19 protein-coding genes and 1 tRNA gene are annotated in these 25953 nt (G+C 39.1%); 7 read left to right on the top strand and 13 right to left on the bottom strand.

The window, feature by feature from the left end:
- Window positions 1-26 precede the first annotated feature (26 nt).
- The 5 genes from QE382_RS19980 to QE382_RS19960 form a co-directional block, all read right to left on the bottom strand.
- Window positions 27-371 carry a PadR family transcriptional regulator gene (locus QE382_RS19980; protein WP_307187471.1) on the bottom strand — a complete coding sequence of 115 codons (345 nt, stop codon included), beginning with the start codon at window positions 369-371 and terminating at the stop codon, window positions 27-29.
- Window positions 372-900: 529 nt separating this feature from the next.
- Entirely contained in the window at window positions 901-1179 is a 279-nt protein-coding gene (locus QE382_RS19975) for a hypothetical protein (RefSeq protein ID WP_307187470.1), read from the bottom strand.
- A 5-nt stretch (window positions 1180-1184) separates the two neighbouring features.
- Window positions 1185-1898: a hypothetical protein gene (locus QE382_RS19970; protein ID WP_307187469.1), complete on the bottom strand. Its 714-nt coding sequence runs from the start codon at window positions 1896-1898 to the stop codon at window positions 1185-1187.
- Window positions 1899-2072: 174 nt separating this feature from the next.
- Window positions 2073-4310 carry a Tex family protein gene (locus tag QE382_RS19965; RefSeq protein WP_307187468.1) on the bottom strand — a complete coding sequence of 746 codons (2238 nt, stop codon included), beginning with the start codon at window positions 4308-4310 and terminating at the stop codon, window positions 2073-2075.
- An 85-nt stretch (window positions 4311-4395) separates the two neighbouring features.
- Entirely contained in the window at window positions 4396-4917 is a 522-nt protein-coding gene (locus tag QE382_RS19960; RefSeq protein ID WP_307187467.1) for a Sec-independent protein translocase subunit TatA/TatB, read from the bottom strand.
- A gap of 240 nt (window positions 4918-5157) precedes the next feature.
- Here QE382_RS19960 and QE382_RS19955 point away from each other — a divergent pair, with 240 nt between their 5' ends.
- A complete protein-coding gene (locus tag QE382_RS19955) occupies window positions 5158-6534 on the top strand; it encodes an MATE family efflux transporter (protein WP_307187466.1) in 1377 nt (458 codons plus the stop codon).
- Window positions 6535-6611: 77 nt separating this feature from the next.
- Here the strand turns inward: QE382_RS19955 and QE382_RS19950 are convergent, their stop codons facing one another.
- The 3 genes from QE382_RS19950 to QE382_RS19940 form a co-directional block, all read right to left on the bottom strand.
- Window positions 6612-7961: a dihydrolipoamide acetyltransferase family protein gene (locus tag QE382_RS19950; RefSeq protein WP_307187465.1), complete on the bottom strand. Its 1350-nt coding sequence runs from the start codon at window positions 7959-7961 to the stop codon at window positions 6612-6614.
- A gap of 112 nt (window positions 7962-8073) precedes the next feature.
- Window positions 8074-9333 carry a competence/damage-inducible protein A gene (locus QE382_RS19945; RefSeq protein ID WP_307187464.1) on the bottom strand — a complete coding sequence of 420 codons (1260 nt, stop codon included), beginning with the start codon at window positions 9331-9333 and terminating at the stop codon, window positions 8074-8076.
- A 332-nt stretch (window positions 9334-9665) separates the two neighbouring features.
- Window positions 9666-12341, bottom strand: coding sequence for a putative LPS assembly protein LptD (locus tag QE382_RS19940; protein WP_307187463.1), 2676 nt, complete (start codon window positions 12339-12341; stop codon window positions 9666-9668).
- Window positions 12342-12498: 157 nt separating this feature from the next.
- Between QE382_RS19940 and QE382_RS19935 the strand changes: the two genes are divergently transcribed.
- Window positions 12499-13299, top strand: a complete 801-nt coding sequence (locus QE382_RS19935; RefSeq protein ID WP_307187462.1) for an N-acetylmuramoyl-L-alanine amidase family protein — start codon at window positions 12499-12501, stop codon at window positions 13297-13299.
- Between the two features lie 61 nt (window positions 13300-13360).
- A complete protein-coding gene (locus QE382_RS19930) occupies window positions 13361-14308 on the top strand; it encodes an MlaD family protein (protein ID WP_307187461.1) in 948 nt (315 codons plus the stop codon).
- Window positions 14309-14723: 415 nt separating this feature from the next.
- Here the strand turns inward: QE382_RS19930 and QE382_RS19925 are convergent, their stop codons facing one another.
- From QE382_RS19925 to QE382_RS19910, 4 genes are all read right to left on the bottom strand, one after another.
- Window positions 14724-16805 (bottom strand): S9 family peptidase, encoded by a 2082-nt coding sequence (locus tag QE382_RS19925; protein ID WP_307187460.1) that lies wholly within the window; start codon window positions 16803-16805, stop codon window positions 14724-14726.
- A gap of 262 nt (window positions 16806-17067) precedes the next feature.
- On the bottom strand, window positions 17068-17559 hold the full coding sequence (locus tag QE382_RS19920) for a hypothetical protein (protein WP_307187459.1): 492 nt from the start codon (window positions 17557-17559) through the stop codon (window positions 17068-17070).
- Between the two features lie 53 nt (window positions 17560-17612).
- Window positions 17613-17915, bottom strand: a complete 303-nt coding sequence (locus QE382_RS19915) for a winged helix-turn-helix domain-containing protein (RefSeq protein ID WP_293886333.1) — start codon at window positions 17913-17915, stop codon at window positions 17613-17615.
- A complete protein-coding gene (locus tag QE382_RS19910) occupies window positions 17912-18523 on the bottom strand; it encodes a V-type ATP synthase subunit I domain-containing protein (RefSeq protein WP_307187458.1) in 612 nt (203 codons plus the stop codon). The genes QE382_RS19915 and QE382_RS19910 overlap by 4 nt, the downstream gene beginning before the upstream one ends.
- A gap of 149 nt (window positions 18524-18672) precedes the next feature.
- Between QE382_RS19910 and QE382_RS19905 the strand changes: the two genes are divergently transcribed.
- From QE382_RS19905 to QE382_RS19895, 3 genes are all read left to right on the top strand, one after another.
- Window positions 18673-18754: transfer RNA gene (locus QE382_RS19905), tRNA-Leu, on the top strand.
- Window positions 18755-18822: 68 nt separating this feature from the next.
- On the top strand, window positions 18823-20148 hold the full coding sequence (locus QE382_RS19900) for a trigger factor (RefSeq protein ID WP_307187457.1): 1326 nt from the start codon (window positions 18823-18825) through the stop codon (window positions 20146-20148).
- Window positions 20149-20284: 136 nt separating this feature from the next.
- Window positions 20285-20476, top strand: coding sequence for a hypothetical protein (locus QE382_RS19895; RefSeq protein WP_307187456.1), 192 nt, complete (start codon window positions 20285-20287; stop codon window positions 20474-20476).
- Between the two features lie 27 nt (window positions 20477-20503).
- Here QE382_RS19895 and QE382_RS19890 read toward each other — a convergent pair whose 3' ends face one another.
- The gene (locus QE382_RS19890) at window positions 20504-24883 is read right to left on the bottom strand and encodes a translocation/assembly module TamB domain-containing protein (RefSeq protein WP_307187455.1); all 4380 of its coding nucleotides are present in this window, start codon (window positions 24881-24883) and stop codon (window positions 20504-20506) included.
- A gap of 52 nt (window positions 24884-24935) precedes the next feature.
- On the opposite strand from QE382_RS19890, the gene tsaD reads away from it, so the two are divergent.
- Window positions 24936-25937: a tRNA (adenosine(37)-N6)-threonylcarbamoyltransferase complex transferase subunit TsaD gene (gene tsaD, locus QE382_RS19885; protein ID WP_307187454.1), complete on the top strand. Its 1002-nt coding sequence runs from the start codon at window positions 24936-24938 to the stop codon at window positions 25935-25937.
- Window positions 25938-25953: the final 16 nt, after the last annotated feature.

Here is a 25953-nt window from a genome sequence, read left to right as displayed (position 1 = left end):
ATGATCTATTGGTAAAATGTATCTGGTTATAATGCATGAGTCAAGGTGGTTAAGTGTTGGTTTAAGCCTGCCCAGTAACTTCTCATTTCTAAAAAGGTACTTTGGCCTTCCTTTGTTATTTTATAATATTTTCTTGGAATCCCGGTCTTCTGTGGAACCCACTTCGATTCGACCAAGCCTTCGTTTTTTAAACGAATTAATAAGGGGTATAATGTTCCTTCAGCAATATCAATGGTGGTTTTCTTCTTGACCTCCTGGATAAGATCGTAACCGTAGTATTCTTGCTCGCAAGCGAGGACACCTAGTATAACAAAGGAGAGGCTTCCTTTTTTTAGCTGTGAAATCCATTTGTCAATAAATACTTTGTTCATGGAGGTAAATATAACAAAATACATAGTAATGCAATGTATTTATTTTAAAGTTTCATTACAGACCTCGATAAATGATTTGCCGTGCTATAAATAGAAGGTATGCTTAGCTTAGAAGTGTTATTAGAAAAGGAAGTGAAGTTGTACATAGAAGTCACACCAGAAGCGGAATAGAAAGTATTTGATGCAAGCGAATTCTACAAAAAAAACACTTGAAGTGGGGAACTTCAAGTGTTTAACCTAACCAATTATTAACCTAAATTTATGAAAAGTATACTTTCTCAAGTATAGTATCTGTTATTCAATATCTGTGCCATTCTGTTTGTTCGCCTTATAATATTTTTCTTTGTGATAGGTTTGTTACGTAAAATTATCGATTTTTCTTCGCAAAGCTCTCTTAATTGGTAATATTTTGTTAGTATGTGGCGGACTTGAGTGCTATTGAGTTAAAAATATATTTTTTTTAATAGTATTGTCGCAATGTCGTTGGGGAATGTATTAAAAAGTGAACAGACTTGTGGAAAATTGTCTATTATCCTACATAGCGTTTAAAGAGCTCTTTCCATTCTTCTTCCAGACTACCCTTGTAAACATCCTGTTTTGCGCGGCGGTACCAATCTTCTGCATTCCATTGATCGCCTTCTTTTCGGTGTAAGTATGCATGAACGTGTGCTGCGTCAATTCCGCCTAATTGATCAATTAGATCGTGGGCTGTTTTCCAATGTCCTTTTAGATCATACCAAAGTGATTTTTGTACTGCCGTCCAGTGCTGAACTGGGCTTTCAAGAGATTGAAATTGTTCTATTGTCATTTTTTTTATTCTGTTATTTCTTTACTCCAAATTTCATAAATTTTGTCTCCTTTTGAGCTTTTTCCTTTATGATGCCATGCTCCAGCCACAATTTCACCATCAAAGGCTAGTTCTTGCCCAACTCGATTATTGTCTCTCGAAAAGAATTGTAGTGTTTCAGTATACCGATTATGAGCATATTGATACAATCCCCCGCCAGTACCATAAAGACCTTTTTGTGCAGGATTAATCGCTACCCATTGAAAATATCCATCAACTAATATTTTGATTGTTTTGCGATCTGCTTTTGGAACATTATTCATTTTTCCCTCCTGTTGACGCCCACTAATTCGCCAAAGTGCATCAAGATCCTGCGGAATCTTTTTCTGCTTCATATAGAGATGGTAATTATCGGCTGTTTTTAGATGGAGAGAATCTACTTCAGCCCGATACGGCAATTGCATCGTTTTACCGACAGTAGTCGAATCCTGTGAGTTATATTCGATAACGATATTGATCAGATTCTGCTGTTTATCAAGTGTGCCACCCCAAGTATGTTGAAAACGTTTCCTCACATCATCGTAACTTATAAAGGAGATATAATGGTCTTTAACAAGCATTAAATGCTTATTCATGCCATCCTGATACAGATATGCTCCGTCATGAAGTTGCTGTTGAGCTTGGGCTTTAGAAAAACAGATCCCAAAAAAAAGGAAGAATAATAGCGTGCAATTTTTCATAATGGGCTTATCGTTGTTTTCTTTAAAGATACGAATAAAGAGTCGCTAAGAGTCATTAAAATCAGATTTAATGGAACAAAAAAGCTGACCATTACTCGAACGCTTCCAAAAGTGTATATACTTAATGGGAGGTAGTCCAGCAAAGATCAGCTCTTTTAGGTAAATTAAACGTATCTATTTGAACCTACTAGCCAAGGTAGCTAGCTTACTTGCCATATCCGTTTGTGGTTCGACCTGTATTTTGTTATCCTTTCTCCTGTTGTTTGGCTGAGCGGACTTTTCTTCAGTCTTCATAGATAAAGCAATGCGATTACGTTTTTCATCGACTTCCGTCACTGTAACCATCACATGCTGCTGTACTTTCACGATCTCTTGAGGATCTGATACGTAACGATTGGATAATTGACTTAAATGTACAAGACCGTCTTGGTGGACACCGATATCAACAAAAGCCCCAAAATTGGTGATGTTCGTGACGATTCCTGGAAGTTTCATACCGACCTTTAGATCCCCAATGCTGTTAACACCTTCGGTGAATGAGAATGCTTCAAATTTTTCGCGTGGATCTAATCCTGGTTTTGCTAATTCACTTAGAATATCGTTTAATGTCGGTAGGCCTACCTCCTCTGAAATGTAGTTTTTTAAGGGAATAGATTTTCTGAGATCCGCATCTTTCAATAAGTCGTCGACTTTTTTTCCTAAATCTTTGGCCATTTGTTCAACCAATGCATATCGCTCGGGGTGTACTGCCGACGAATCCAATGGATTTGCTGCATGCCGAATGCGAAGAAAGCCAGCTGCTTGTTCAAAAGCTTTATCGCCAAGACGAGGTACTTTTTTCAGTTCACGTCTTGAAGCAAAGGGGCCATTCTCGTTTCTATATTTAATGATCTGTTGCGCTAATGATGGACCTAGACCGGAAACATAAGATAAAATTTGTTTGGATGCTGTATTCAGTTCAACTCCTACGGCATTTACACAGCTGATGACCGTATCATCGAGAGAGGTTTGTAGCTTGTTTTGATCGACATCATGCTGATATTGTCCGACACCAATGGATTTTGGATCAATCTTAACCAGTTCAGCAAGTGGGTCCATCAATCGTCTGCCGATGGATACTGCTCCACGTACCGTAACATCTTGATCTGGAAATTCTTCTCGGGCAGTTTCGGAAGCAGAATAAATGGAAGCTCCACTTTCATTGACCATTACAATAGTCACATTGTTTAATCCAAGCTTCCGTACAAAATCTTCAGTTTCGCGGCCAGCAGTTCCATTTCCAATCGCGATGGCTTGGATATCATATTTCGATACTAAATACTTAATGGTTTTTTGGGCTTCTGCCAATCCATTGGCACCAGTATGTGGGAAGATAGCTGTATTTTCTTTAAGCTGGCCTTGTTCATCTAATACGACTGTTTTACAGCCGGTGCGAAACCCGGGGTCGATTGCAAGTAATCTCTTTTGTCCCAATGGAGCGGCTAAAAGCAATTGACGCACGTTATCTGCAAAAACTTTGATAGCTTCTTCATCTGCTTTCTGACGGGTTAATACACGTATTTCTGTTTCCATGGACGGTTTGAGGAGACGTTTATAACTGTCTATCAGGGCAAGTTTTACCTGAGCAGCTGCAGCGTTGCCACTCTTCACAAAGATAGATTCGATACGCGGTAGAATCTCCTCTTCATTGACAGCAATGTCCAAGTAGAGCAATTCTTCTTTTTCACCACGACGCATGGCCAGTACACGATGCGATGGAGCATCTTTTAAGGATTCAGACCAGTCGTAATAATCTTTATATTTTATTGCAGCTTCTTCTTTTCCAGGAACTACTTTTGAAACAAATGAGCCTTTTTCGAGAAAAATAGCTCTCGATTTAGCTCTTACAGTAGCGTCTTCTGCAATGATTTCCGCGATAATATCGCGAGCACCTGCCAACGCGTCCTCCGTATTTTTTACGCCATTTTCTGCATCCACTAAACTTTCGGCAAGTGCAAGGAAATCGCCAGATTCTTGTGCTAAAATAAGATCCGCTAAGGGTTGCAACCCTTTCTCACGAGCCACACTTGCGCGCGTTTTGCGCTTAGGTTTGTAAGGGAGATAAATATCTTCCAAGCTGGCCATGGTTTCGGCACCTAATATTTGTTGTTCAAGTGCTGGGGTCAATTTCCCTTGATCGTTTATTGATTTCAGAACTGCTTCCTTGCGTTTATCTAAGTCCCGCAACTGCTGGAAACGATCTCTGATGGCGGTGATTTGAACTTCATCTAGACTTCCGGTCATTTCCTTACGGTAGCGCGAGATAAAGGGAACGGTGGCGCCTTCGTCTAATAGTGCAATAGTCGTGCGAACTTGTTTTTCGCTAATAGAAAGCTCGTTAGCAATAATAATTTCGTGTGTTGGTAAGCTCATTGATGGTTTAATCTTAAAAAGTAGAGCCGTTGAATGGTGATTCAACAGCTCTAAGTATATCTAATTATAAACTAAAATAGTAAAATTAGGCAGGTTTATGGGTATTGTCCTGCTCAGAAACTTTTTTATCTTCTACTTCGTTGTTTTTAGTTTCAGCAAAATGATCATTATATCCGTAAGTGATATGAGATGGTTCTTCTCCGTAATCCGGTTGTTTATGGGGGTTGTGTTCGACGACACCGGCGGGTGTGGTGAACTCATATTTTTTCTTTGGCTGTTCTATTTCTGATCCCTGTGCACCTTCATCTGGTCTAACCTCTTCCTGGTGCGCCGTCTGGACCTTTTCTTCAGCCAAACGTACGTCATTAGGAACAGTTTCTTCTTTTACTTCTGGCTTAACGTCTATGTCTTTTTCGAAATTATTGATTTGATCTGAAATCTCACGTTTTATACCTTCTGACGCATCTTTGAATTCACGTATCCCTCTTCCTAAACCCCTCGCCAATTCAGGAAGCTTCTTGCCTCCAAAAAGTAACAAGATTGCAAACACAATTAAGATCATCTCTTGTGTGCCGATGTTTAGAAATGCTATTACTGGATTGTACATACTCTTTTTCCTCTTCTTTTGATTACTAACTAGATGCTAAGTTACATTTATATTTCTATAGTTCTTAGACCCGAAAGTAAATTTAAGATATTTTTAAGGTATTTTAAACATAAAAATTACTTAACACGCGATACGTGTCTAGCACCTGTAAATTGTTGTATTTTTGCTAAATATTTTATAATATGACGATAGGACAGAAATATCTTCGTACTTTTGTGGCTATTTTTTGAGAAATCGATTATGTTGGGAAAATTTAAAACTTTCAAGCCGTATTACAAAAGTACCATGGTATTGGCGGGGCCGGTCGTCATATCACAATTAGGACATACATTGGTCCATACCGCAGATAGTGTGATCGTAGGACATTTTGCAGGCACTATTCCACTGGCAGCAGTTTCATTAGTGCATGCTGTTTTCATGGTTGTTATGGTTATCGGATTGGGTATCGCGTATGGCATCACGCCATTGATTGCGCAAGAGAATGGTCGTGATAATAAAAAAGAGTGTGCCATCTTATTATCAAATAGCTTTTGGTTAAATCTTCTATCGGGTCTTTTACTGTTTGCTTTAGTTTACTTTGGTTCTATGTTGGCTATCGATCACCTCGACCAAGATCCGGCGGTGGTAAAGGAAGCGAAGCCTTATTTGCTTATCCTTAGCTTATCGATGCTTCCACTGATGGTGTTCAGTACATTTAAGCAATTTGCCGAGGGATTAGGATTTACCAAGCAAGCCATGAATGTAACTATTTGGGGAAATGTACTGAATATTATTTTGGCAATCGTCTTTGTTAAAGGGATGTTTGGCATCAGTCCAATGGGGGTCAAAGGGGTTGGATATAGTACATTGATTGACCGTGTGCTCATGATGTCTGTCATGATGACCTATGTGTTGCGATCGCAGAAATTCAAGGGGTATATCCAATATTTCAAAGTGACCCTAATCGATTGGGATCGACTGCTTAAAATATTGCGGATTGGAGCACCAGTAGCGATGCAATATGTTTTTGAAATTGGAGCCTTTGCCGGGGCATCCCTCTTAGCCGGCACAATAAGTGCTACGGCACAAGCTTCCCATCAGGTAGCCATACAACTGGCTGCCATGACGTACATGATGGCAAGCGGGATTGCAGCTGCTGCCACGATCAAGGTGGGGAATAGCTATGGGAATAGAAATCTTTTTCGTCTTGAACGATTTGCGATTACTTCATACCAGTTGGTATTGATCTTTATGTTGATTACGGCTTCTTTGTTTGCATTGCTGAACAATTTTCTGCCTTATATTTTTACATCAGATCATGCCGTCGTCGTTATTGCTTCTCAACTGTTGATCATAGCGGGACTTTTCCAATTGTTTGATGGCACACAAGTGGTCGGTCTTGGGGTATTACGGGGCATGGGTGATGTTAATATTCCCACAATTATTACATTTGTTGCGTATTGGATTATTGGTTTGCCAAGCGGCTATTTAATGGGAATAGTATTCAACTGGGGCATTCAGGGGATATGGTATGGGCTGACGTTAGGTTTGTTGACCTCTTCTCTTTTACTCTATCTGCGATTTCAACGGGTAATCAAAAAGAAGAAAATACAGTTTGAAAAAAGTTTGTTTAGATAGAAAAAGTAAATACTCATCAAAAAAAGGCTCTGTCAGTTGTTACTGACAGAGCCTTTTCCATTGATCGATTTTGGATGTTAGATTACTCTATTCGTATCCCAATTTTCCAAATAATCTGCAACGCGTTTTAAGAATGTACCTCCAAGTGCTCCATCGATTGCGCGATGGTCATAGGAGAGGGATAGATACATCATATGTCTAATGCCAATCATATCCCCATATTCCGTTTCTATGACTGCTGGTTTTTTTGTTATTGAACCTACTGCCAAGATTGCAGCTTGCGGCTGATTAATGATGGGCGTACCCATTATATTACCGAAAGCGCCGATATTGGTGAAGGTAAATGTACCATCTTGTGTGTCGTCTGGTTTTAACTTATTTGCTCTCGACCGTTGAGCAAGGTCGTTTACGCTTTTACTCAATCCGACTAAGCTCAATTGATCCGCATTTTTGATTACTGGTACGATCAGATTTCCATTAGGCAATGCAGCGGCCATACCGATATTGATGTTTTTCTTCTTAATGATATTGTAACCATCAATCGAGATGTTGACCAAAGGGAAATCTTTAAGTGCCTTGCTGATAGCCTCAATAAATAAAGGGGTAAACGTAATATTTTCTCCCTCGCGTTTTTTATAAGCATCTTTAACTTTATTCCGCCACAAAACCAAATTCGTTACATCTGCCTCGACAAACGAACATACATGGGGAGAAATCTGCGTGCTTTTGACCATATGGTCTGCAATCATTCTTCGCATGCGATCCATTTCAATGATTTCATCATTGCCATTTGCAACGGTATGAACATGGGATGGAGCTGTTACGATCATTTTGGGCGATTCCGTGCGTGTTTCAGCCTGATCGGTCTGAAGAGATTTTTCAGATTTGGATGACGAATCCCTATGCGCTACATACGTTAAGATATCCTCCTTCGTCACTCTTCCTTCTGCTCCAGTACCCTGTATACGGTCAAGTTCATCTTGAGACAATCCTTCGTGACGAGCAATATTCTTTACTAAAGGTGAATAGAAACGAAGCGTGCTCTCGTACTGAGCAGAAGAAGTGTCAACACCGACATTGGGCAACTGTTCGATACCTGGTATGTTAAGAGCTGTAGGCTCTTCCGAGCTTGTCGCTGAAGGAATTGTAATTTCTTGCTGAGGTGGCGTAGGTTCTTCCTCTTCGCCTTCAATTTCTATAATTGCAACGACTTCACCCACTTGGACGGTCTGGTCTACGGTATAAAGTTGCTCTTTTAGAACGCCTTTTACGGGAGAAGGTACCTCTGAATCAACTTTGTCAGTTGCGATTTCCAATAAAGTGTCATCTTCATCAATCCGGTCACCAGGTTGTTTTAACCATTTTGTGATTGTTGCCTCGGATACACTTTCTCCCATTTTTGGGAGTAAGAGTTTATATAAAGCCATATTTTTTAGCAATCTCGTTATAGAAAAACGAAGTTAATTAAATTGTGGTTTACTTTCAACAATTTAAAATATTATTCCTTAAATAGCGGTTTTTTTAAAACATTATTTTATCCTATTGCGCTTCTTGTTCTTTTTCTTTTAATAACAATTGCCATAATAATAAAAGGGCATTCATTCGTGTGCGTTCGATGTTGATGAGCCTGTCATTGTCAAATTGAAACTTTTTGGTTATAATTTCTTTTTTTCCGGCGACAGCCACCCAGATCGTTCCAACAGGTTTTTCAGCTGTGCCCCCACCCGGACCTGCTATTCCAGTCGTTGCAATGGCATAGTCTGAAGAGAACGCTGCTTTTGAGCCCGAGGCCATCTCGACTGCGGTCTGTTCGCTGACAGCACCATATTGAGCCAATGTTTCTTCATTGACGTTGAGCAGTTGGTGTTTTAATTTGTTGGAATAGGGAATCGTGCCACCAAGAAATACAGCACTACTTCCCGCTACTGAAGTGATCGAAGCGGCGAGGCTACCACCAGTACAACTTTCAGCCGTAGTCAGGGTACTGCCCCGATGAGTAAGCTCTTTAATCAGATGGGACTCTATGCCCGTATCATAATCTGCTACAACATACTGCTGTAGACGATGGATAAGTTTCTTTTTGAAAAGAGCAACCTGAAGCATAATATCAGACTTGTTTCTACTTTTTCCGGATAGTCTTAACCGGATAAATGCCAATGTAGGTAGATAGGCCAATTTTATGCTAGGTGGCAGCTCGCTTTCGATATCTTTTATTTTTTCTGCTAAATAGGATTCACCGATACCTCCAACCAAGATTGTTTCATGACAGATAAATAGGTCTGGGTCTTGTGTTGCTAATAAAGGGAGTACGTGTTTTTCCATCAGAAATTTCATCTCAAAGGGAACTCCGGGCATAAATATAAATCGCTTTTCGCCTTGGTTTACGAGCATGCCGGGCGCAGTACCATAGTCATTAAATAAGACTTCACAATTTGCGAGTACATCGGCCTGCTGCAGATTGATGTCAAGCATTTGTAACTTACGCGATTCAAAGATGTTCGTCACATGACGAAGTACATTTTCGTCGCGAACCAAGGTCGTCTCAAAATATTTTGCAGCTGTTTTTTTCGTAACATCATCTTTGGTTGGACCTAGGCCTCCGGTGATTAAAATTAAATCTGCCCGGGAAGAGGCGTCTTTCAGCGTTTTTGAAATAGCTTCTTCTGTATCAGGGATCGATGTCATTTGAACGATATCCACTTCGAATCGGAGCAGTTGTTTGGCAATCCAGCCCGAATTGGTATCAATGATCTGACCGATGAGGATCTCATCGCCTATGGTAATAATCTCTGCTTTCATCTTGTTATAATTATGTCACACGTCGCCATCATTGATCATATACATATGGGTATATTGTTTGATCTTCCTAATCTTTCAGCGTACAGTTTCCTTACGCCAAGGCTTAAAAATAAAAAATCAACATCGGACGATTCAGGATATAAACTTACATAAAATTGCGATTCCGCGGAACGATTAATATGCATTTGATATGGGCAGTTGTATGCAAACGCAAAGGTAAAAGCTAGGGAATAAAATACGGCCTTCATGATATCGAAAGCATCACAGCTAAGAAAGTGAGAAAGTTTTTTCTGGTGAATAGGATTCGATATTTTCAAAAAAAAGCAGCTATTTTAAAAATAACTGCCTCCTGAACTTGCTCTTTTTGTAAGCTTAAGATCTTGTAAGATCGAGGCCTTAGCCCGGATCGTCACATTATAACTTCGGTATCGCCCAAAAGGCATCCAGCCGAACGACATATCCCAGCAATGCAGATCTCGATAGATATTGAAAGAGGTCATGACCACTTCCTTTTGTTTAAAATCGTATCCCGATTGAAAAGTAACTTTCCATTTTGGCGTAACGCTAAAGTCACCATGCAAGTTTAACGTACTTGTAATTTGGCTCTCCATTCTTCGCGTGCTCGAGTTGAATGATTTGGACGTATTGAAACTGAACGATGCCGCAAGGTTCCACGGAATATTAAAATCTACGAATGCATTTGGATCTGAGCTGATTCGAGCTAAGGCCTGTGCCTGTTCGGGAGTCATACCTGCGCCGGACATTTCTTTTCTTAACGAATCGATGTTATTATTACGTGATTTTGCAGCTTTGGGATTCAGGCTATAGTCAAAAGAAAGACCGAAATTTGTCAGACGCGCAAGGCTACCATCCTTTATCGCATATCGATTGACTCGAACACCATTTTCATTCACTGAATAGGGGTCAAAAGTACCGTTGAAGTTGACATTCATCTTTTGGTCGAAAAAAGCGGTACGGCCAGAAAAAGTAATAGGGGACAATTTAAGCGAATCGGCAACGAAGTTGTAATTTCCACTGAAGGTCAGACCCTGAAGAATAGGGATTTTCTTAAACCCACCATCCGTGGTATCCGATTTACTTTTGACTTTAGCTTCGATATTATTGTCGATGGAAAAACCTATTCCTGCTGATTTTCCTGCGGAAGGAGAGCCGTACACACCCTGACTAAAAATGGAGTATACATTTCTATTTCCATATTGGTCGTTATACTGCTGATAGAAGCCATATTTTGGATCGGAAAAGTCGGGCCTATAGTTCAGGTTGATCGACGGTGTAACCACGTGTCGGATGGCCTGAATTTTACCGATCTTAGGATACATACCATAGATCTTGGTCGAAAGTCCGGTGGATACGGAGTAATCGTAAGCACGATTGAATCCCTGTACGGTGTCAATACGTTGTGTATAACCGGCAGCTGTGTTATCAAAGCGTTGTCTGGTGCTTTGCAAATACCAACGCTCTGTATAATTGACACTGGTGTTAAACTGAAAATATTTAAACGCGTTTAGCGACAAACTGATCGGGATGTTGTGTTGGAAACCATTTTGGAATTTTTTGAAGCCCCCCGGTTTAAATAACAACGTATCCTTAGTGCTCACCGAGTTCTGTGCCTGAAAACTATAACCTACATTGATACGCTGATACCATTTTTGTTCACCGACACGGTCCTTGCTGTCAAATGGATTGAAAGAAGAAACGTTTAAGCTGATATTCGGTAAACTCATTTGTATACTTCTATCCGCCATGTTTTGATTATGGGTTAAACTGGCTGTCAGGTTTACCTTACCGTCTGCAAATACTTTCCCGTAACTGATTGAGGAAGCCATTCTGTTTTGCGCCAGGTTCTGATAGGTTGTCTGGTTACTACTTGTACCGGTATTTCTATAGAATGATGATGTACCAAAGTTTACACTGGCGGAGAAAGACGTTCCGGGATTGGCTTCTTGGCGCTGGGTATGGTTCCAGGTCACATTAAAATCTTTATTAGAACCATAATCTTGTGTTCCTTCGGTACCTGTTTTGGTATTGGCATAACGGATATTAAAACCACCGTTAAATTTATAATTGACGGTATAGCGCGTATTGATGGACGCTTCCCAGGAACCTTTTGAATATAGGGAACCTCGAATTTCACTATCCCAATAATCATTGAAGGCCAAATACCAACCTATATCACGCATGGAAAACCCTCTGGTGTAATCTTCTCCAAAAGAAGGAAAGAGAAAGCCAGAAGCCCTTTTATCCGGTTTTGGAAAGAAAGCGAAGGGAAATGCCACAGGCATTGGTACGCCCATGACCACTAGATAAGCTGGTCCTGAAATGATCTGGTTTTTAGTGACAATACCCTTTGTAATATGGATACCAAAATGGGTATGTGGGTAGGGCAAATTACAAGTACTGTAAAGCCCCTTATAGATAGACATTTCGTCGTAAATGTTCTTTCTAACAATATTGGCCTGGATATATCCACCATCCACCTCGGTCATAATACCATAGGTATTTCCTTCCTGTTTCTCGTAATCATAATAGAGTGAATCCACAGTTTTAGGTGATTCGCCATTTCCCATAATAACGATAGGACGCCCTACATATTTGCCGGTTTTATCGTAAATTCCGGAAGCAAAAATCTTTTTCTTGTTTCGGTCAAGACGGATATAATCAGCAGAAAGTTCAAAATCCTGATATTTAACCTTTGCACCACGATAAAGGTGACTGATGTTTTTTGCAACTTCAGATTTTTGCGAATCCACAGCAATAATGCTGACTTCTGCCTGCAGGCCACTTCCTTTTTTGTTGGTGGTATCCCGGACAGATTTGGTCGTGTCGCCCGCTTTAGTCTTACTGGTATCTTGCAACTTATTGGTCGCCGAAGTAGGATTCTTACTTTGAAGTCCGTTCTGTTTTAATGGAATACTACTTTGAGCATGACTAGCAGTGCTCACCGCAAGAATGATAAATAGTGTTAAAATGTTGATTAACGACTTCAAAATTAAAGACAAATGTTATTTTTGTGAAATAATGTTAAACTTCGAGAGACAAAATTAGTCAAAAAAGCAATAGAAAATATGTTAAATTATCGTTATCTATTCAACAAATAATATTGACTCATTTTGATTCGTTTATAGTAGAGCAAATAATTATTCAATGAAATCAGATTTAAGAATTAGAAAATGGTGTAGCGTCATGTTGGCTACTTTGGGATTTTTTTTATTGAATTCTTTCAAATTAAACAATGGGCAGCCCGAGCCTCCGGACTACCAAATAAGGACAATTGTAATTGATGCTGGCCATGGTGGTAAGGATACCGGTGCACAGGGAAGGCGATCTTTGGAAAAAAATGTCGCTTTAGATGTCGCTTTGAAATTAGGAAAGCAGATTCAGAAAGACATTCCCGGTATTAAGATCATCTACACGAGGACGACTGATGAATTTGTAGAGCTTTATAAACGTATACGTTTAGCAAATGCTAATAAAGCAGATTTATTTATATCAATCCACTGTAATTCCAGTGGTTCTAGTGCCCACGGTACCGAGACATTGGTTTCTGGTTCGCATCGTCTAGGCCAACAGGATGCTGCTGTTCGTGAAAATGCATCCTTATTATTGGAATCCAATTATAAAGAAAATTATCAGGGATTTGATCCCAAAGATCCCGAAAGTGCGATCATCTTCTCGTTGATGAAAAATCGATTTCGTGAAAAAAGTATACGTCTTGCGCAAATGATAGAGGGGGAGTATGTGAAAGCTGGCCGATACAGTAGAGGCTTCTGGGAGAAAGGGTTAGCTGTACTATCGGAAGCGGGTATGCCAGCGGTATTGACCGAGATTGGATTTATAAGTAATAGAGAAGAGGAGAGCTACTTATTGTCTGATGCGGGACAACAAGAAATTGTTGATAATCTGGTTTCTGCTATAAAAATCTATAAAAATTCAGTAGAACGCTAAACAGATTTGCTTTTGTGCTGTTTTAAACTTAAATTAATGATCATTACTAAATAGATTATTTGTGAAAATATCAAACGAGACGAAAGTCGGCATATTAGCAACGGTTGCAATAGTTTTATTATTTATTGGTTATAGCTTTCTAAAAGGGAATGATGTTTTTAGTAGCGATAACACCTATTACACAACCTACGAGACTGTTGATGGATTAACTCCATCCAAGCCTGTTTTAGTGAATGGGTATCAAATCGGACGTGTATCCAAAATGATTCTTCAGCCTGATGGTAAAATTAAAACGGAATTTAAAATTCACTCCGATTACGCTGTGCCGAAGAATACAATTGCTAGAATTTCAAGTACAGATTTGTTGGGAAGTAAAGCGATTGTCTTTGAAATGGGCAACAGTAAGGAATTGGCAAAGGATGGCGATTTTTTAGCTTCGGGTGTGCAAGCGAATATCATGGATAAGGTTGAGCCTATTCAAAAGAGGATCGAAACCATTACCATTAAACTGGATTCAACACTGTCCGTTGTGAATAATGTTTTAGATAAGCAGTTTCAGGACGACTTTAAAAACAGTATTCATAGTATATCTACCTCATTGAAAAATGTGGAAGGAATCACAAAAGACGTAGAAGGTCTAGTTGGAAACGAAAAGGGAAGACTCAATCGCATCATGGCCAACATGGAATCAATTACATCCAACTTTTCACAAAATGGAGAGAGGATCAATGCGATTATGTCCAATTTAAATAATATCACAGACAAAGCGGCCAGATTGGATTTTGAACACACCATGAACAAAGTGAATACCGCTGTTAATGATTTTCAGGAGATTACTGGGAAGATTAACAGCGGGAAGGGCTCTATCGGATTATTGCTTAATGATGAAGCTTTATATAATAATCTGAATAATGCTTCAAAAGAAATGGATTATTTGATGAAGGATGTTAAAGAGAATCCTGGAAAATATATCAAGCTTTCTATTTTTGGAAAAAAGGGAGAAAAGTAGCATTTAGAAAACACAAATAATATTATAGCGAAAGCCTGCATATTGCAGGCTTTTTTGTTTTCAAGCGGTTGACTTTTGGCATTGTATTTCGTCGGCCGATTCAATACCCTACATTTGCTTCCTTGCATTGTATGCTTGCTGACCAATACCTTCTAGTTAGCAAGGTTATACCACATTATCTATTAACACCGTTTTAGCACCATTTTTACAAGGTAGTAACACCGGGTTAATAGGGGTAAACCGCTGTAGACCCCCTGTTAACCCCCTGTAAACACCTGGATAAGCAATAACGTGGTATTGAGCCATAGCGATTAGGACAATGAGAAGGCCAATTGAGTGGGAACAAAAACGCCACGCATGGCGTGGCGTTTTCGGTAACAACATTAAAACTTGATGGAGGATCTCACCTTCCCCCCTAAAGGGTTTCTTTCAGCCAGATGAAAAATTCGTTTTGCCAAACCTGGGCATTTTGTCCAGACAGTACCCAGTGGTTTTCATCTGGAAGGTAGACTAGACGGCTCTTAATCCTTTTGAGCTGAGCCAATTGGAATGCTGCCAGCCCCTGTCCGATTGGAACACGATAATCTTTTCCACCTTGAAAGATTAAAATCGGGGTGTGCCAATTATTTGCTTTTTCAATCGGATTGAATGCTGTGTAGGATTTTTCATTTTTGCTATCCCAGTATCCCCCCCCTAATTCATGGTTAGCAAAAAATAGTTCTTCTGTGGTTCCATACCAACTTCTCATATCGAACAAACCATTGTGGGCAATGAAGGTCTTGAAACGGTTTTGGTGTACGCCCGCTAATTGGTAAACCGAATATCCACCGTAACTTGCTCCAATGGCCGCACGACGTGCGGTATCCACGTAAGATTCTTTGGAGATATCGTCTATGGCTGCTAAGTAATCCCGGATAGGCTGACCGCCCCAGTCTTGAGAAATAGCCTCATTCCATTTTACACCCCAACCAGGCATCCCTCTACGGTTTGGCGCGATCACAATATAACCTTGCGATGCAATTAACTGTAGGTTCCAGCGGAATGAATAAAATTGTGTGAGGGCAGACTGAGGGCCACCTTCACAATAAAGTATAGTTGGATATTTTTTTGCGGGATTAAAGTTTGGTGGATAAATGACCCATGAAAACAAATCCGCTCCATCGGATGCCCTGGTCATGCGTTTCTCAATTTTGTTTTCGCTAATCCTTGCATACTTGGCGTCATTGACTCTGGTGACCGGAGTTAAGGATTTGCTTTTTAGGTCAAAACTGAAGATCTCGGTTGCGCGGGTGAATTTTGTGGAGGTGACGATCAATTTATCAGTTACCTGGCCTACAATGCCCGTGATATCAAAGTCGCCTGCTGAAATTTGATGGATCTTAGGTAAGGCTTTTGTTTGGATATTGGTAGGGACTTCAAGTTCAAATAATTGTACGGTTCCTTTCGTCGCAGCGGTGAAATAGATTTTTCGATTGTCGTTGCTCCAAATAAAGCTATTGATTGTACCGTCCCAATGCGCTGTTAGGTTAAGACGGATGGAACTATTTTTGTCAAATAATATGATGTCATTTTTGTCTGATTCATACCCATCGGTCTTCATGCTTAGCCAAGTTAGGCTCTTTCCATCGGGAGAATATGTTGGTGAGGTATCATACCCATTCATTCCCTCAGTTAAGTTGGATGTTGTTCCAGTCGCGATATCATACCTGTAAATATTGGTGTTGGTACTAACGGCGTAATCTGTTCCGAATTTCTTTTTACAGACATACAGCACGGCCTTGCTATCTGGAGACCAAGTGAAATCTTCAGCGCCACCAAATGGCGCCTGCGGACTATAGTAGGGCTGGTCCTTCAACAGGTCTACCGGCTCTCCAACTTTACCATCAACAAAACTCGCTACAAAAGGATGACTGAACTTACCATCGTTGAAGGTATCCCAATGTCTAAAATCTAAGTTGTCATAGATATAAACGTCTGACTTTGGCAATTCGGGGTATTTATCCGTGCTGTGGTATTTTTTTACAAGAACGGACTGGCTGAAGAGTATTTGTTTTCCATCAGGAGAAAATTTAACATTTTCTAAGGCACTATCGCCATTTGTCAATTGTAGTGCCTCACCTTTAGATAGGTTCTTCTTCCATAACTGGCCTTTCAACAAATAAATGACGTCGTCATTAGGCTCGATCTGAACAACTGTTTCGCCCCCTTTTTGGTCGGTGAACTGGCTAACGGCTCCATTGGTGAGTGAAACCGTATATAGATTTTTTTCACTTGAATTACTTTCCAGGTTATAATTTGAAACCCCATACACCAGTGTTTTACCATCTTTAGAAAGTCCTTCAGCCGAAACACGTCCAAGATCCCAAAGTGTGCTGGGAGTAATTGGTTGCGACGATTCCGATGTCAATTTATTATCTTTTTTTCCGTCTTTGCCTTCTTGTGCATTGCTTAGGTTGCAAGCCATAATTGCTATTGTAAGTATTGTAAGTTTTTTCATCTATTTAAAAGTCTCTATGCCGCTGAAAAATTTCTTCGCAAGTTACAGAATTTGGCAATAATTGTGAGACGTAGTATAAAAATAGGATCTCTTTTTGATAGCGCTATTCGGGCGCCTGATTTTTTTTACGCCACATTTGGATCAATACCCTATAAAGATGATGTTGTTATGTATTCATACCGACCGATCTTATTCCCTGTTTTGGTGCTTTCAATAAAATCGTTTATTAAGGAAAGCTGGGCAAGTGACCATAGTTCATAATTCAGCTGTTTAAGTTGATTTGAATATTTTTACTGTATAAGGCAACTTGGATTTCCGTTAATTGCCAATGCAGAATTTCTTTAAATTCTAAATGGTGAAAGCTTTGGAGCGATCGTCCCTTTTGAAAGTGTCTTTTATAGTAACCGAAATGTTCGGGGAATAAAGTCCCGCCAATAAAAAGCATCGCAATAAGATATAAGCTGATCTTTCCATTACCTAGTAGAAGGAATTGCATGGCAATTTCATCCTGTATTTCTGTTCCTGTTTCAGTCAAGATATGAAAGACATCGTGATTTTCCAATTTGGGCATGACATCGAAACCCTTGCTTTTATAGAAAAGCCCTAAGTTATGGCCAATGCTTCCAATTGGATAGTTCATGAAATCTGCTTTTGAGATTCCCCATGGCTTTTTGTTCCATTTGAAGATGTTCGCATACACTTTGGAGGACGAATTGTAGAGGTGTAACATGAGTTTTAATCTGATTTCTTTCATTTTTCTCTTTTTTTTAAAAGTACTTTGTTTTTCAAAGTAAATGGATAAAAAAATTATTTGTATTGTTGTTTTATTAAATTTTCCAGTGCAGCAAGGTGATTTTCAAATGCTTTTAGTCCTTTAGCAGTTCTTTTATATCGGGTATTTGGCTTTCGTTCGACAAAGCTTTTCTCGACAACAATATATTCTTCTTTTTCCAACGTTTTCAGATTGGAGGCAAGGTTACCATCCGTTACCTCCAACAATTCTTTCAAAGAATTGAAATCGTATTCCTCATTTGCCGCGAGAACACTCATTATCTGGAGTCGTACTCTGTTTTCAAATATTTTGTCATATAGAGAAAGATCTAATTTCACGATTCGTATTTTTTGTAAACGATAAAACCATAGATGATGTGTAACACACCAAATCCCAATCCCCACAAAAGTAATCCTTTATCTGGAAAAGCTAGCACGAGCAGGCCTAGGCAGATTTCTATTATGCCTAGTGCTTTTACTTCGGCAAATGTATAAATACTCCCTGCGGTCAGTGCTAGTCCATAAAATATGAGTAGCATAGCGGCAACCAGCTGGTAGTATCCTTGGATAAAAAACAGCGCTGATACGAAGCCACCTGCAAGCAATGGAATTGAAACTGCAAATAAAAGTGATTTGCTTGTCATGTTCCAAATGGACTGTTTGTTTTTTCTCGCCTTTCTACGCGCCATGACAAAACCAGTCACTAAGGATAAGAATAAAATGGTCAGCGCAATGATCAAAAGCACTTGGGATCTTTCCAAATTATTGCCCCCTAATAGCACGTCACTTTGAGGTTGATATATGATATAGTATCCTAATAGTGTTCCCACGAGCGCATAGCAACCCATAAGGACGCCCGATAATCCGCTTATTGAAACAAATTTGGACGATTTTTCCATTAATGATCTGATCTGCCCAAGCTCTTTATATAAATCTTTCTGTTCCATAAAAGTACTTTGATATTCAAAGTAAATGAATAATAATGAATTATGCAAGAGCCTAGGCGAGTATTGAAAAAAAATAAAAAAAAGAGTAGAAAATACTTGCAGGATATACGTTTGGTTTCTATCTTTGTGGCATCAAAAGAAATCCTAATGCGGAAGTGGCGTAATTGGTAGCCGCACCAGACTTAGGATCTGGCGCCGCAAGGCGTGGGGGTTCGAGTCCCTTCTTCCGCACTTGATGTCCTCCCGAACTTAAAACCTCGGGAGGATTTTTTTATGAATGCGATATAGCTAAAAAGAGTATGAATATTTCACACGAGAATGTAGATGCAATCAATGCGGTAGTCAACGTCGCATTAGCACCTGAAGATTATAATCCTCAAGTCGACAAAGAGATTAAAGCGCAAGCTAAAAAAGCAAAATTGCCAGGGTTCCGTCCAGGTCAAGTTCCTGTTGGACATATCAGACGTACTTATGGTAAGTCTATTTTATTTGATGAGGTCAATAAATTAGTGAATGAAAAAATCACCAATTACATTACTGAAAATAAATTAGAAGTTTTAGGTCAGCCTCTTCCTTTGGAAGATGACGCGCAGTATAGCTGGGATTATAAAGACAATTTCAACTTTAAATATGAAATTGGTCTTGCTCCGGCGTTTGAATTGCCTTTCACTGCTGAGACTGAATTTACTTCTTACGAAATCAAAGCTGATGAAGAAACATTGGCAGATCGTATCAAGAACTTGCGTCGTAGCTATGGAAAAATGACTAATCCAGAAGTATCTGAAGAAGGTGATGTATTGTATGCAACATTGAAGCAAGATAAAGAGGATGGTTTAGAGAAAACAACTTCTATACGTACTGATATCGTAGAAGATGCTAAGGTCAAAAAATCATTGGTTGGTCTTAAGAAGGACGATGTTGTTAAGATTGACGTTAAAAAAGCATTTAAAACTGAAGATTTAGCACGGATATTAGGTATTATAGAAGAGGAAGCAACCGCTTTAGACGTAACTAAATTTGAATTGACTGTTAAGAATATCAACCGTTTAGAGGAAGCTGATCTTAATCAAGAATTTTTCGATAAGTTATTCACTGAAGGTGAAGTGACGGAAGAAGCTCAATTCACAGAAAAAGTGAGAGAAGAAGTTGAAAACTTATTCAAACAAAATTCTGATCAAAAGTTACGTAATGACATGTATACTTTTGGTATGGAAAAGGTTGATGTAGCTTTCCCTGAAGAGTTCTTAAAAAGATGGTTGAAAGCAACTAATCCAAGTATTTCTGAAGAAGAATTAAACGAAGGATTTGCCGATTTCTTAAACAACTTGAAATGGACGATCATTGAAAATCGTGTGGTTACAGAAAACGGTCTTGAAGTTAAATATGATGAAGTGATCAATTTAGCGAAGGAACGCATCTATGCGCAAATCAAGATGTATAACATCAATGAAGAGCCTTCTGATGAGCAGTTGAACCAATTTGCAATTCAATTATTGCAAGACCGCGAACAAGGTAATCGTTTGTTTGAAGAAGCTAAAGCTTTGAAGGTATTTGATCACTTGAAGGGTTTAGTTAAATTGAATTCGGAAGAAATCGAATACAAAGAATTCGAGAAATTATCCTAAGCGATTTTTAAATAAAAAGGAAGTCCCTTCAATCTACTGAAGGGACTTTTTTTATTTTCATCGCAGCGTGGCCGCAGCTTTTACACTATTTTTTTGTTGTTCAGATCTTCCACAAATCGCCTGAGTCGGCAGTTATATGGAGCTGAAATACAAAAGCGCTGCTGTTGAAATCGACATGAATTCATGGAATGGGGAGAATGCCGTTGGAATGGGAGTTGGGCTATTAGGAGATGAAAAGGGTCCGATTGAGATGGACGAGGTCTGTCTTAGCTTAAAGAGGTATTCCGGAATTGAAAGAGGTTTTCTTGCGTTTGAAGAGACCGGTTGAACTACCCAAAGAATTAGACGGAAAGGGTTAATTGACCTTGCCTTTATTTGTTTCAGCAGGAGTTGTCGTAATCGTTTTCTTGCCAAATGGAAATAGCCTTTTTAAGAACTCGGAGAAGCTGTTGAATTCCTGTCGATACAGTAATCCGAAAGCGCTTATATACTCGCCATCGTTGGGGCTAAGAAGAAAATTTCGGGTGTTTAATCTGTTTGAGGCCCTGAGGACTAAACGCCCATCTTTTCTTAAATAAAACATCGCTTCGGCATCTGTAGAGACCCGATCTGAAAAAACATTTAAATCCGTAAGGGCTTGACTTCTGCGATCCGAGATCGCTCCGGTCAAGACAAGTCTGTCATTAAATAAACGTAGCGAGGCAGAAGCATCATTTAAAGATTTAATATTAATATCAAAGAAGTTGATGTTAAGCGATTGGGCTATGATGTTGTTGATTTGGTTGAATGCTATCTCAGTTCCCGCAGATAACAAAGTATTGTTCACTTCTTTACCGAAGTCAGTTTGTGTACCAGGGGTAAAACTCCTTCGCACGATCAGACTAAGTGCTTGTTGATTGACATTGTTGGCATCTGAAAAATAACCTTGCAACTCATCCTTAACGCCGGGGTTCTGTGGGAAATTGATGTCGAAGGTGATCTCAGGCTGACTTAATTGACCTTTTAAGATCATGTCGGCCTGTGCCAATATGCGTTCGGGATTTTCTTCACGTCCGGCTGCATTATAAAGCGGTGCTAAGCTCGTTCTTTGTTGATAGATGGCGTTGATATTGATATTGGCTTCTGTGGGATTTCCAGCCCATCGCACTGTTCCACCTTCTTTGAGATCAAAGATTTTATTGATATAATCTTGGGCTGTGAAATTAAATTTTCCACTGTTGATGATAAAATCCCCAAACATTTCAAAATCGCCCAAAGAGGATATTCGCATATTAAGATTGCTATTTCCACGTCCCGATAATTCGCCCATACTGGAGAATAAATTGATCTCTGCATTGGGGTTGATTAGGAGATCCATATTCATGGTCAGACCGTTGAAATCTCTTTTTTGTGTGGTTTTCTTGATTTTTGTAGAGTCTTTCTCGATAAAGTAAATAAAGTCGGTATCTGATATGGTGCTCGCGTTGTTGAAAGGGATATTGATAACAGTATTTTCTTCGGATTTAGCACGGATGTTGATATTCATTGCTGAGGTAAGTCCCTTAAACTTGAAATTCCCTGAGGCGTAAGCCGTTCCGTAATAGATGTCGTTGTCTTTAATTGTGGTATTTAATACTAAAAAATTCTTGGCTTCTGCAGTGATATCGATATCAGGGTCACTTAATTTGTTGAGGTCGACAACCCCATCAATGGTCGCTATATTGTTTTTTGGATCATATACTTTTAATCCTTTTAGAAAGATTCGATTGTTGGTAAGCTCAATTTTATCAGAAAGCCGATAGGGGGTTTTTAGATAATTGATAACCATCGAAGCATTTTCTAATTTGCCGTCGCCTGTAATTTTGGGATTTAGAATGTCACCTTCAATCGTAAGATCTGCGTTCACTTTTCCCTGAATATTGGATACTAAGCTTCGTAAAAATGGCTGGAAAATAAATACATCTGTATTTGCGAGTTTGGCTTTAAGATTAAGCTTATTATTTTCATTTAAGTGATTATAAGAACCTTGTAGCTGAATCAATTTATTACCTTCTTCGATCTTGCTATCTAGTTTTACGTGTTGATTTTCGGGGTCGTAATTAGCACTAAGCGCCAGTGAACCGATGGGAATATTGTTATAGAGGATAGGAGAAGTCTTTATATTGGCTACCACAAAGGGAGATTTAAACACAGCGTTAACTTCAATATTTCCGTTCATATTTCCGGAGAGATTGATGCCGTAAGGCTTGGTTATACCATTTAAGGAGGTGAGGTTAAAGTCCTGAAATTTGAGATTGATCTGATCACTTTCTTCATTGGAAAGTATACCGTCAATGTGGACCTTTTGGTTATCATGACTTAGCGTTAGTTTTTCAAAGTACCATTTTCCTTTCGATATTTTCAGCTGTGCATCATTATTGACTATCCAGCTCTCTCTATTGATCAAAATATTCGAGGGATAGAAATTGATATAGGCAGGTTTGGCATGAGCGAAACGGATGACTCCATTCAAATCTAGGCTGTTACTTGCCTCTAGTTCCGACATTTTGATGTTGAATTGTAAACTATCGTTTGCCAGCGTGTTTGAAATATTGACGTTTTTAATATAAGTACTGTCGGTAAAGTTAATTCGATCAATGGAGGTCTGCAGTTCCATATTTTTCAAATTGGCATTTTGATCGATAATCAGGTGAGTGAGTCGAATACCATTGTACTTCAACTCAGGCGCGTAAAAATTAAAATTAGCCGTTTGTTTTTCACTTTCAAATTTGGCGTTCAATGTTGCACCGCTGTCCAGCGCGATATCTTTTTTAAAGAACGTTGCGATAGGCTTAAAATAAGTAATATTAATATTGAGGTCAAAGTCTTGACGGGTAAACTTGTCCTTCTCAAAACCGATAGCTGGGGCATAGCGCATCGCTAAAGCTTTAAAATAAGGAACTATCGTATTAAGGTCTATTCTTCCTTTGAGGTCGATATGCCCGATAGCGGACTGCAAGGTTAACGATCGAGCATTTTCATCTCCTTCTGCTAGAAAATTGATGTTTCGTATAACAAATTGCCCCTTCGACGAGGTGAAGCTTAAACTGTCTGATATAAACTCACCGGTAATGTTATTAATATTATCCCCAATTAAGTTGGTATGGAATTTTGTGTTCGTAATGTTGATGGAATCTCCTTGAAAGAAGTTGATTTTTTTTAGATTAGCTTGCTGAATATCAGCATCTAGATGATAATTGGGTGTGGCGGACCAGTCAATATCTGTTGTAAACTGTAATTTTAAATTTGGATCGGATATTTTTCCGGAGCCAAGGAACAGTTGTTTGGCTGTATTTCCTTCAATCTGAACACTTTGGTAACTGTAATTTTTGAAGTTGAAGTTTGTCAGATTTCCTTTTATTTTTAATGCGAGCTTTTTTGGTTCGGTGCCTGTTCCGTCTATTTGTAGATTGAACCCTGTTGTTCCTAAATCTTTTATTTTTGTAATCGTTCCTATATCGAACTTTTTAGATTGAAAATTGCCCGCGTATTTTATTTCCTTCTGGATATTCAATAAGGCGTCGGCTTCAACATTACCGATTGCAGTTGTGAATACTCCCTCGGTCTTAAATTTATTGTATAGGCCATTTAGACTTCCTTTGAAAGAAAATTTATTGAAAAGCTGAACAATTTCAGGGAGTTTAAAGTTTTTTAGATTTCCTAAATCGGCAATAACCCGATTTAAGTCTTTATGTTCGGACGAAATTGCTATCTGTGGAATGATGAAATCTGTTTTATCGATGTCAGGTAGCCCAATAATTTGTAGATCACCTGCTAAGTTTGTTTTCTTACCGATTGTTAAATCGACCTGACTGGCGTTGATTGCCGACACTGTACCTTCCAAATTTGCTTTTTTAATATGGACATCAAATTTGACTTGGTGCATGGGGGAGGAGAAGAAAGCAATGTCTTCCGAATGAATCCGGGAATCCCGTGCTCGAAGTTGTATGTGAACCTTATTGATGAAGTCAGAAAAGTCATCAAAGCTTTTATAACTAAGTTTGATATAATTCTTGAATGTCGAACGGTTGGTTGCCAACATCAGTTCACTGAGTTCAATAGCTGTATTGCTTATCGTCGTGCGTGCAAGAAGACCTTTAATAACCAACCCTTTCTTTTCATGCAGATTAAATGTCTTAATATCTGCTGAAAATTGATTGGAATCCATTTTAATATTATCGAGATGAGCGTTTAATTTGGATATTCCTAAATCTCCAAAATCAACCACTTTATTGTAATGCTTACGTTTGTGGTCAATGTAGTTGAATGCATTGTTTTTGATAATAACTTCTTTGATCGCAAAGATGAGTTTTTTTGAACTTTTCTTTTTTTCTTTTTTTGGTGGGGTGAAATACCGAATTAAAAATGAAATATTACTGCTGTCCCGAAATTGTTCAAATGAAGCTTCAGTGTCTTCAATGGTTAATTTATTGATTACAATCTTGTTCGACTCGATGAACTCAGAAAGGTTGACATTAGCTTCTAGCTTGCCTGAATGTACTATTTTTTCTCCTTGCGGACTATAGAGTTGAAAATCTTCTACTACAATAGATTTGAAGGGCTTGAAATAGATGTTCTTGAGACTTATTTTGGTATTGAGTTCCTTTGATAAATAGTCTACAGCTTTTTGTGCAAGATAGTTTTGTACGGGCTTCAACTGCAGGGACAATGCCAATGCAAGCAGTATAATGACTATACTACCCAGGACTATTGACACTATTTTAATTATTTTTTTGATACTTTTGTATTAAAATTTATTACCTCCAGCTATGGCTATTATTTTAGGGATCGAATCCTCTTGTGATGAAACCTCCGCTTCTATCTGTATAAACGGTGAAATTCGCTCAAATGTTATCGCCACTCAGGCCATCCACGCGAAATATGGTGGAGTAGTTCCCGAGTTGGCTTCTCGCGCTCATCAACAAAATATTATTCCAACAGTGCACGAAGCCATTCGCCAAGCAAAAGTAAGCAAAAATCAGATAGATGCAGTGAGTTTTACACGGGGGCCGGGATTATTAGGTGCACTTTTGGTAGGAACGTCTTTTGCCAAGTCATTTGCACTTGCGCAAAATATTCCTTTAATTGATATAAACCACATGCAGGCGCATATTTTAGCTCATTTTATTGAAGATCCGAAGCCAAACTTTCCTTTTTTATGTCTTACAGTTTCAGGTGGTCATACACAAATTGTATTGGTGAAAGATTATTTTGAAATGGAACTTTTAGGGGAGACGTTGGATGACGCAGCGGGGGAGGCTTTTGATAAGACAGCTAAAATCTTAAATCTTCCTTATCCGGGTGGACCGCTTATAGATAAATATGCTAAAGATGGAAATCCGAACGCTTATAGGCTTCCTGAACCACAGATCCCCGGTTTAAATTTCAGTTTTTCAGGATTGAAAACAGCAATACTCTATTTGGTTCAAGACCAACTGAAGCTGAATCCAGATTTTCTGACAGACAATATGGCCGACTTGTGTGCCAGTGTACAATCGCGTATTGTATCTATTCTGCTGAATAAATTAAAGAAAGCGGCAAAGGAAACTGGCGTGAAAGATATCGCTATCGCAGGGGGCGTTTCGGCTAATTCTGGTCTCCGACAGAGCTTGATTGAAATGGGTGAAAAATACAATTGGAGGGTCTTCATACCAAAATTTGACTATTGTACGGATAATGCAGCGATGATTGCGATTGCAGGCTATCATAAATTTCTAAAGAAGGATTTTGTAGGTCAGGATGTGGCTCCTATGGCTAGGATGCATCTATAATCAAGTAGGTGCTTCA

The organism is Sphingobacterium zeae (assembly GCF_030818895.1).
GTDB lineage: Bacteria > Bacteroidota > Bacteroidia > Sphingobacteriales > Sphingobacteriaceae > Sphingobacterium > Sphingobacterium zeae.
Note: the sequence above shows the minus strand (reverse complement) of the source record. Positions and strands in the feature narration are given on the sequence as shown.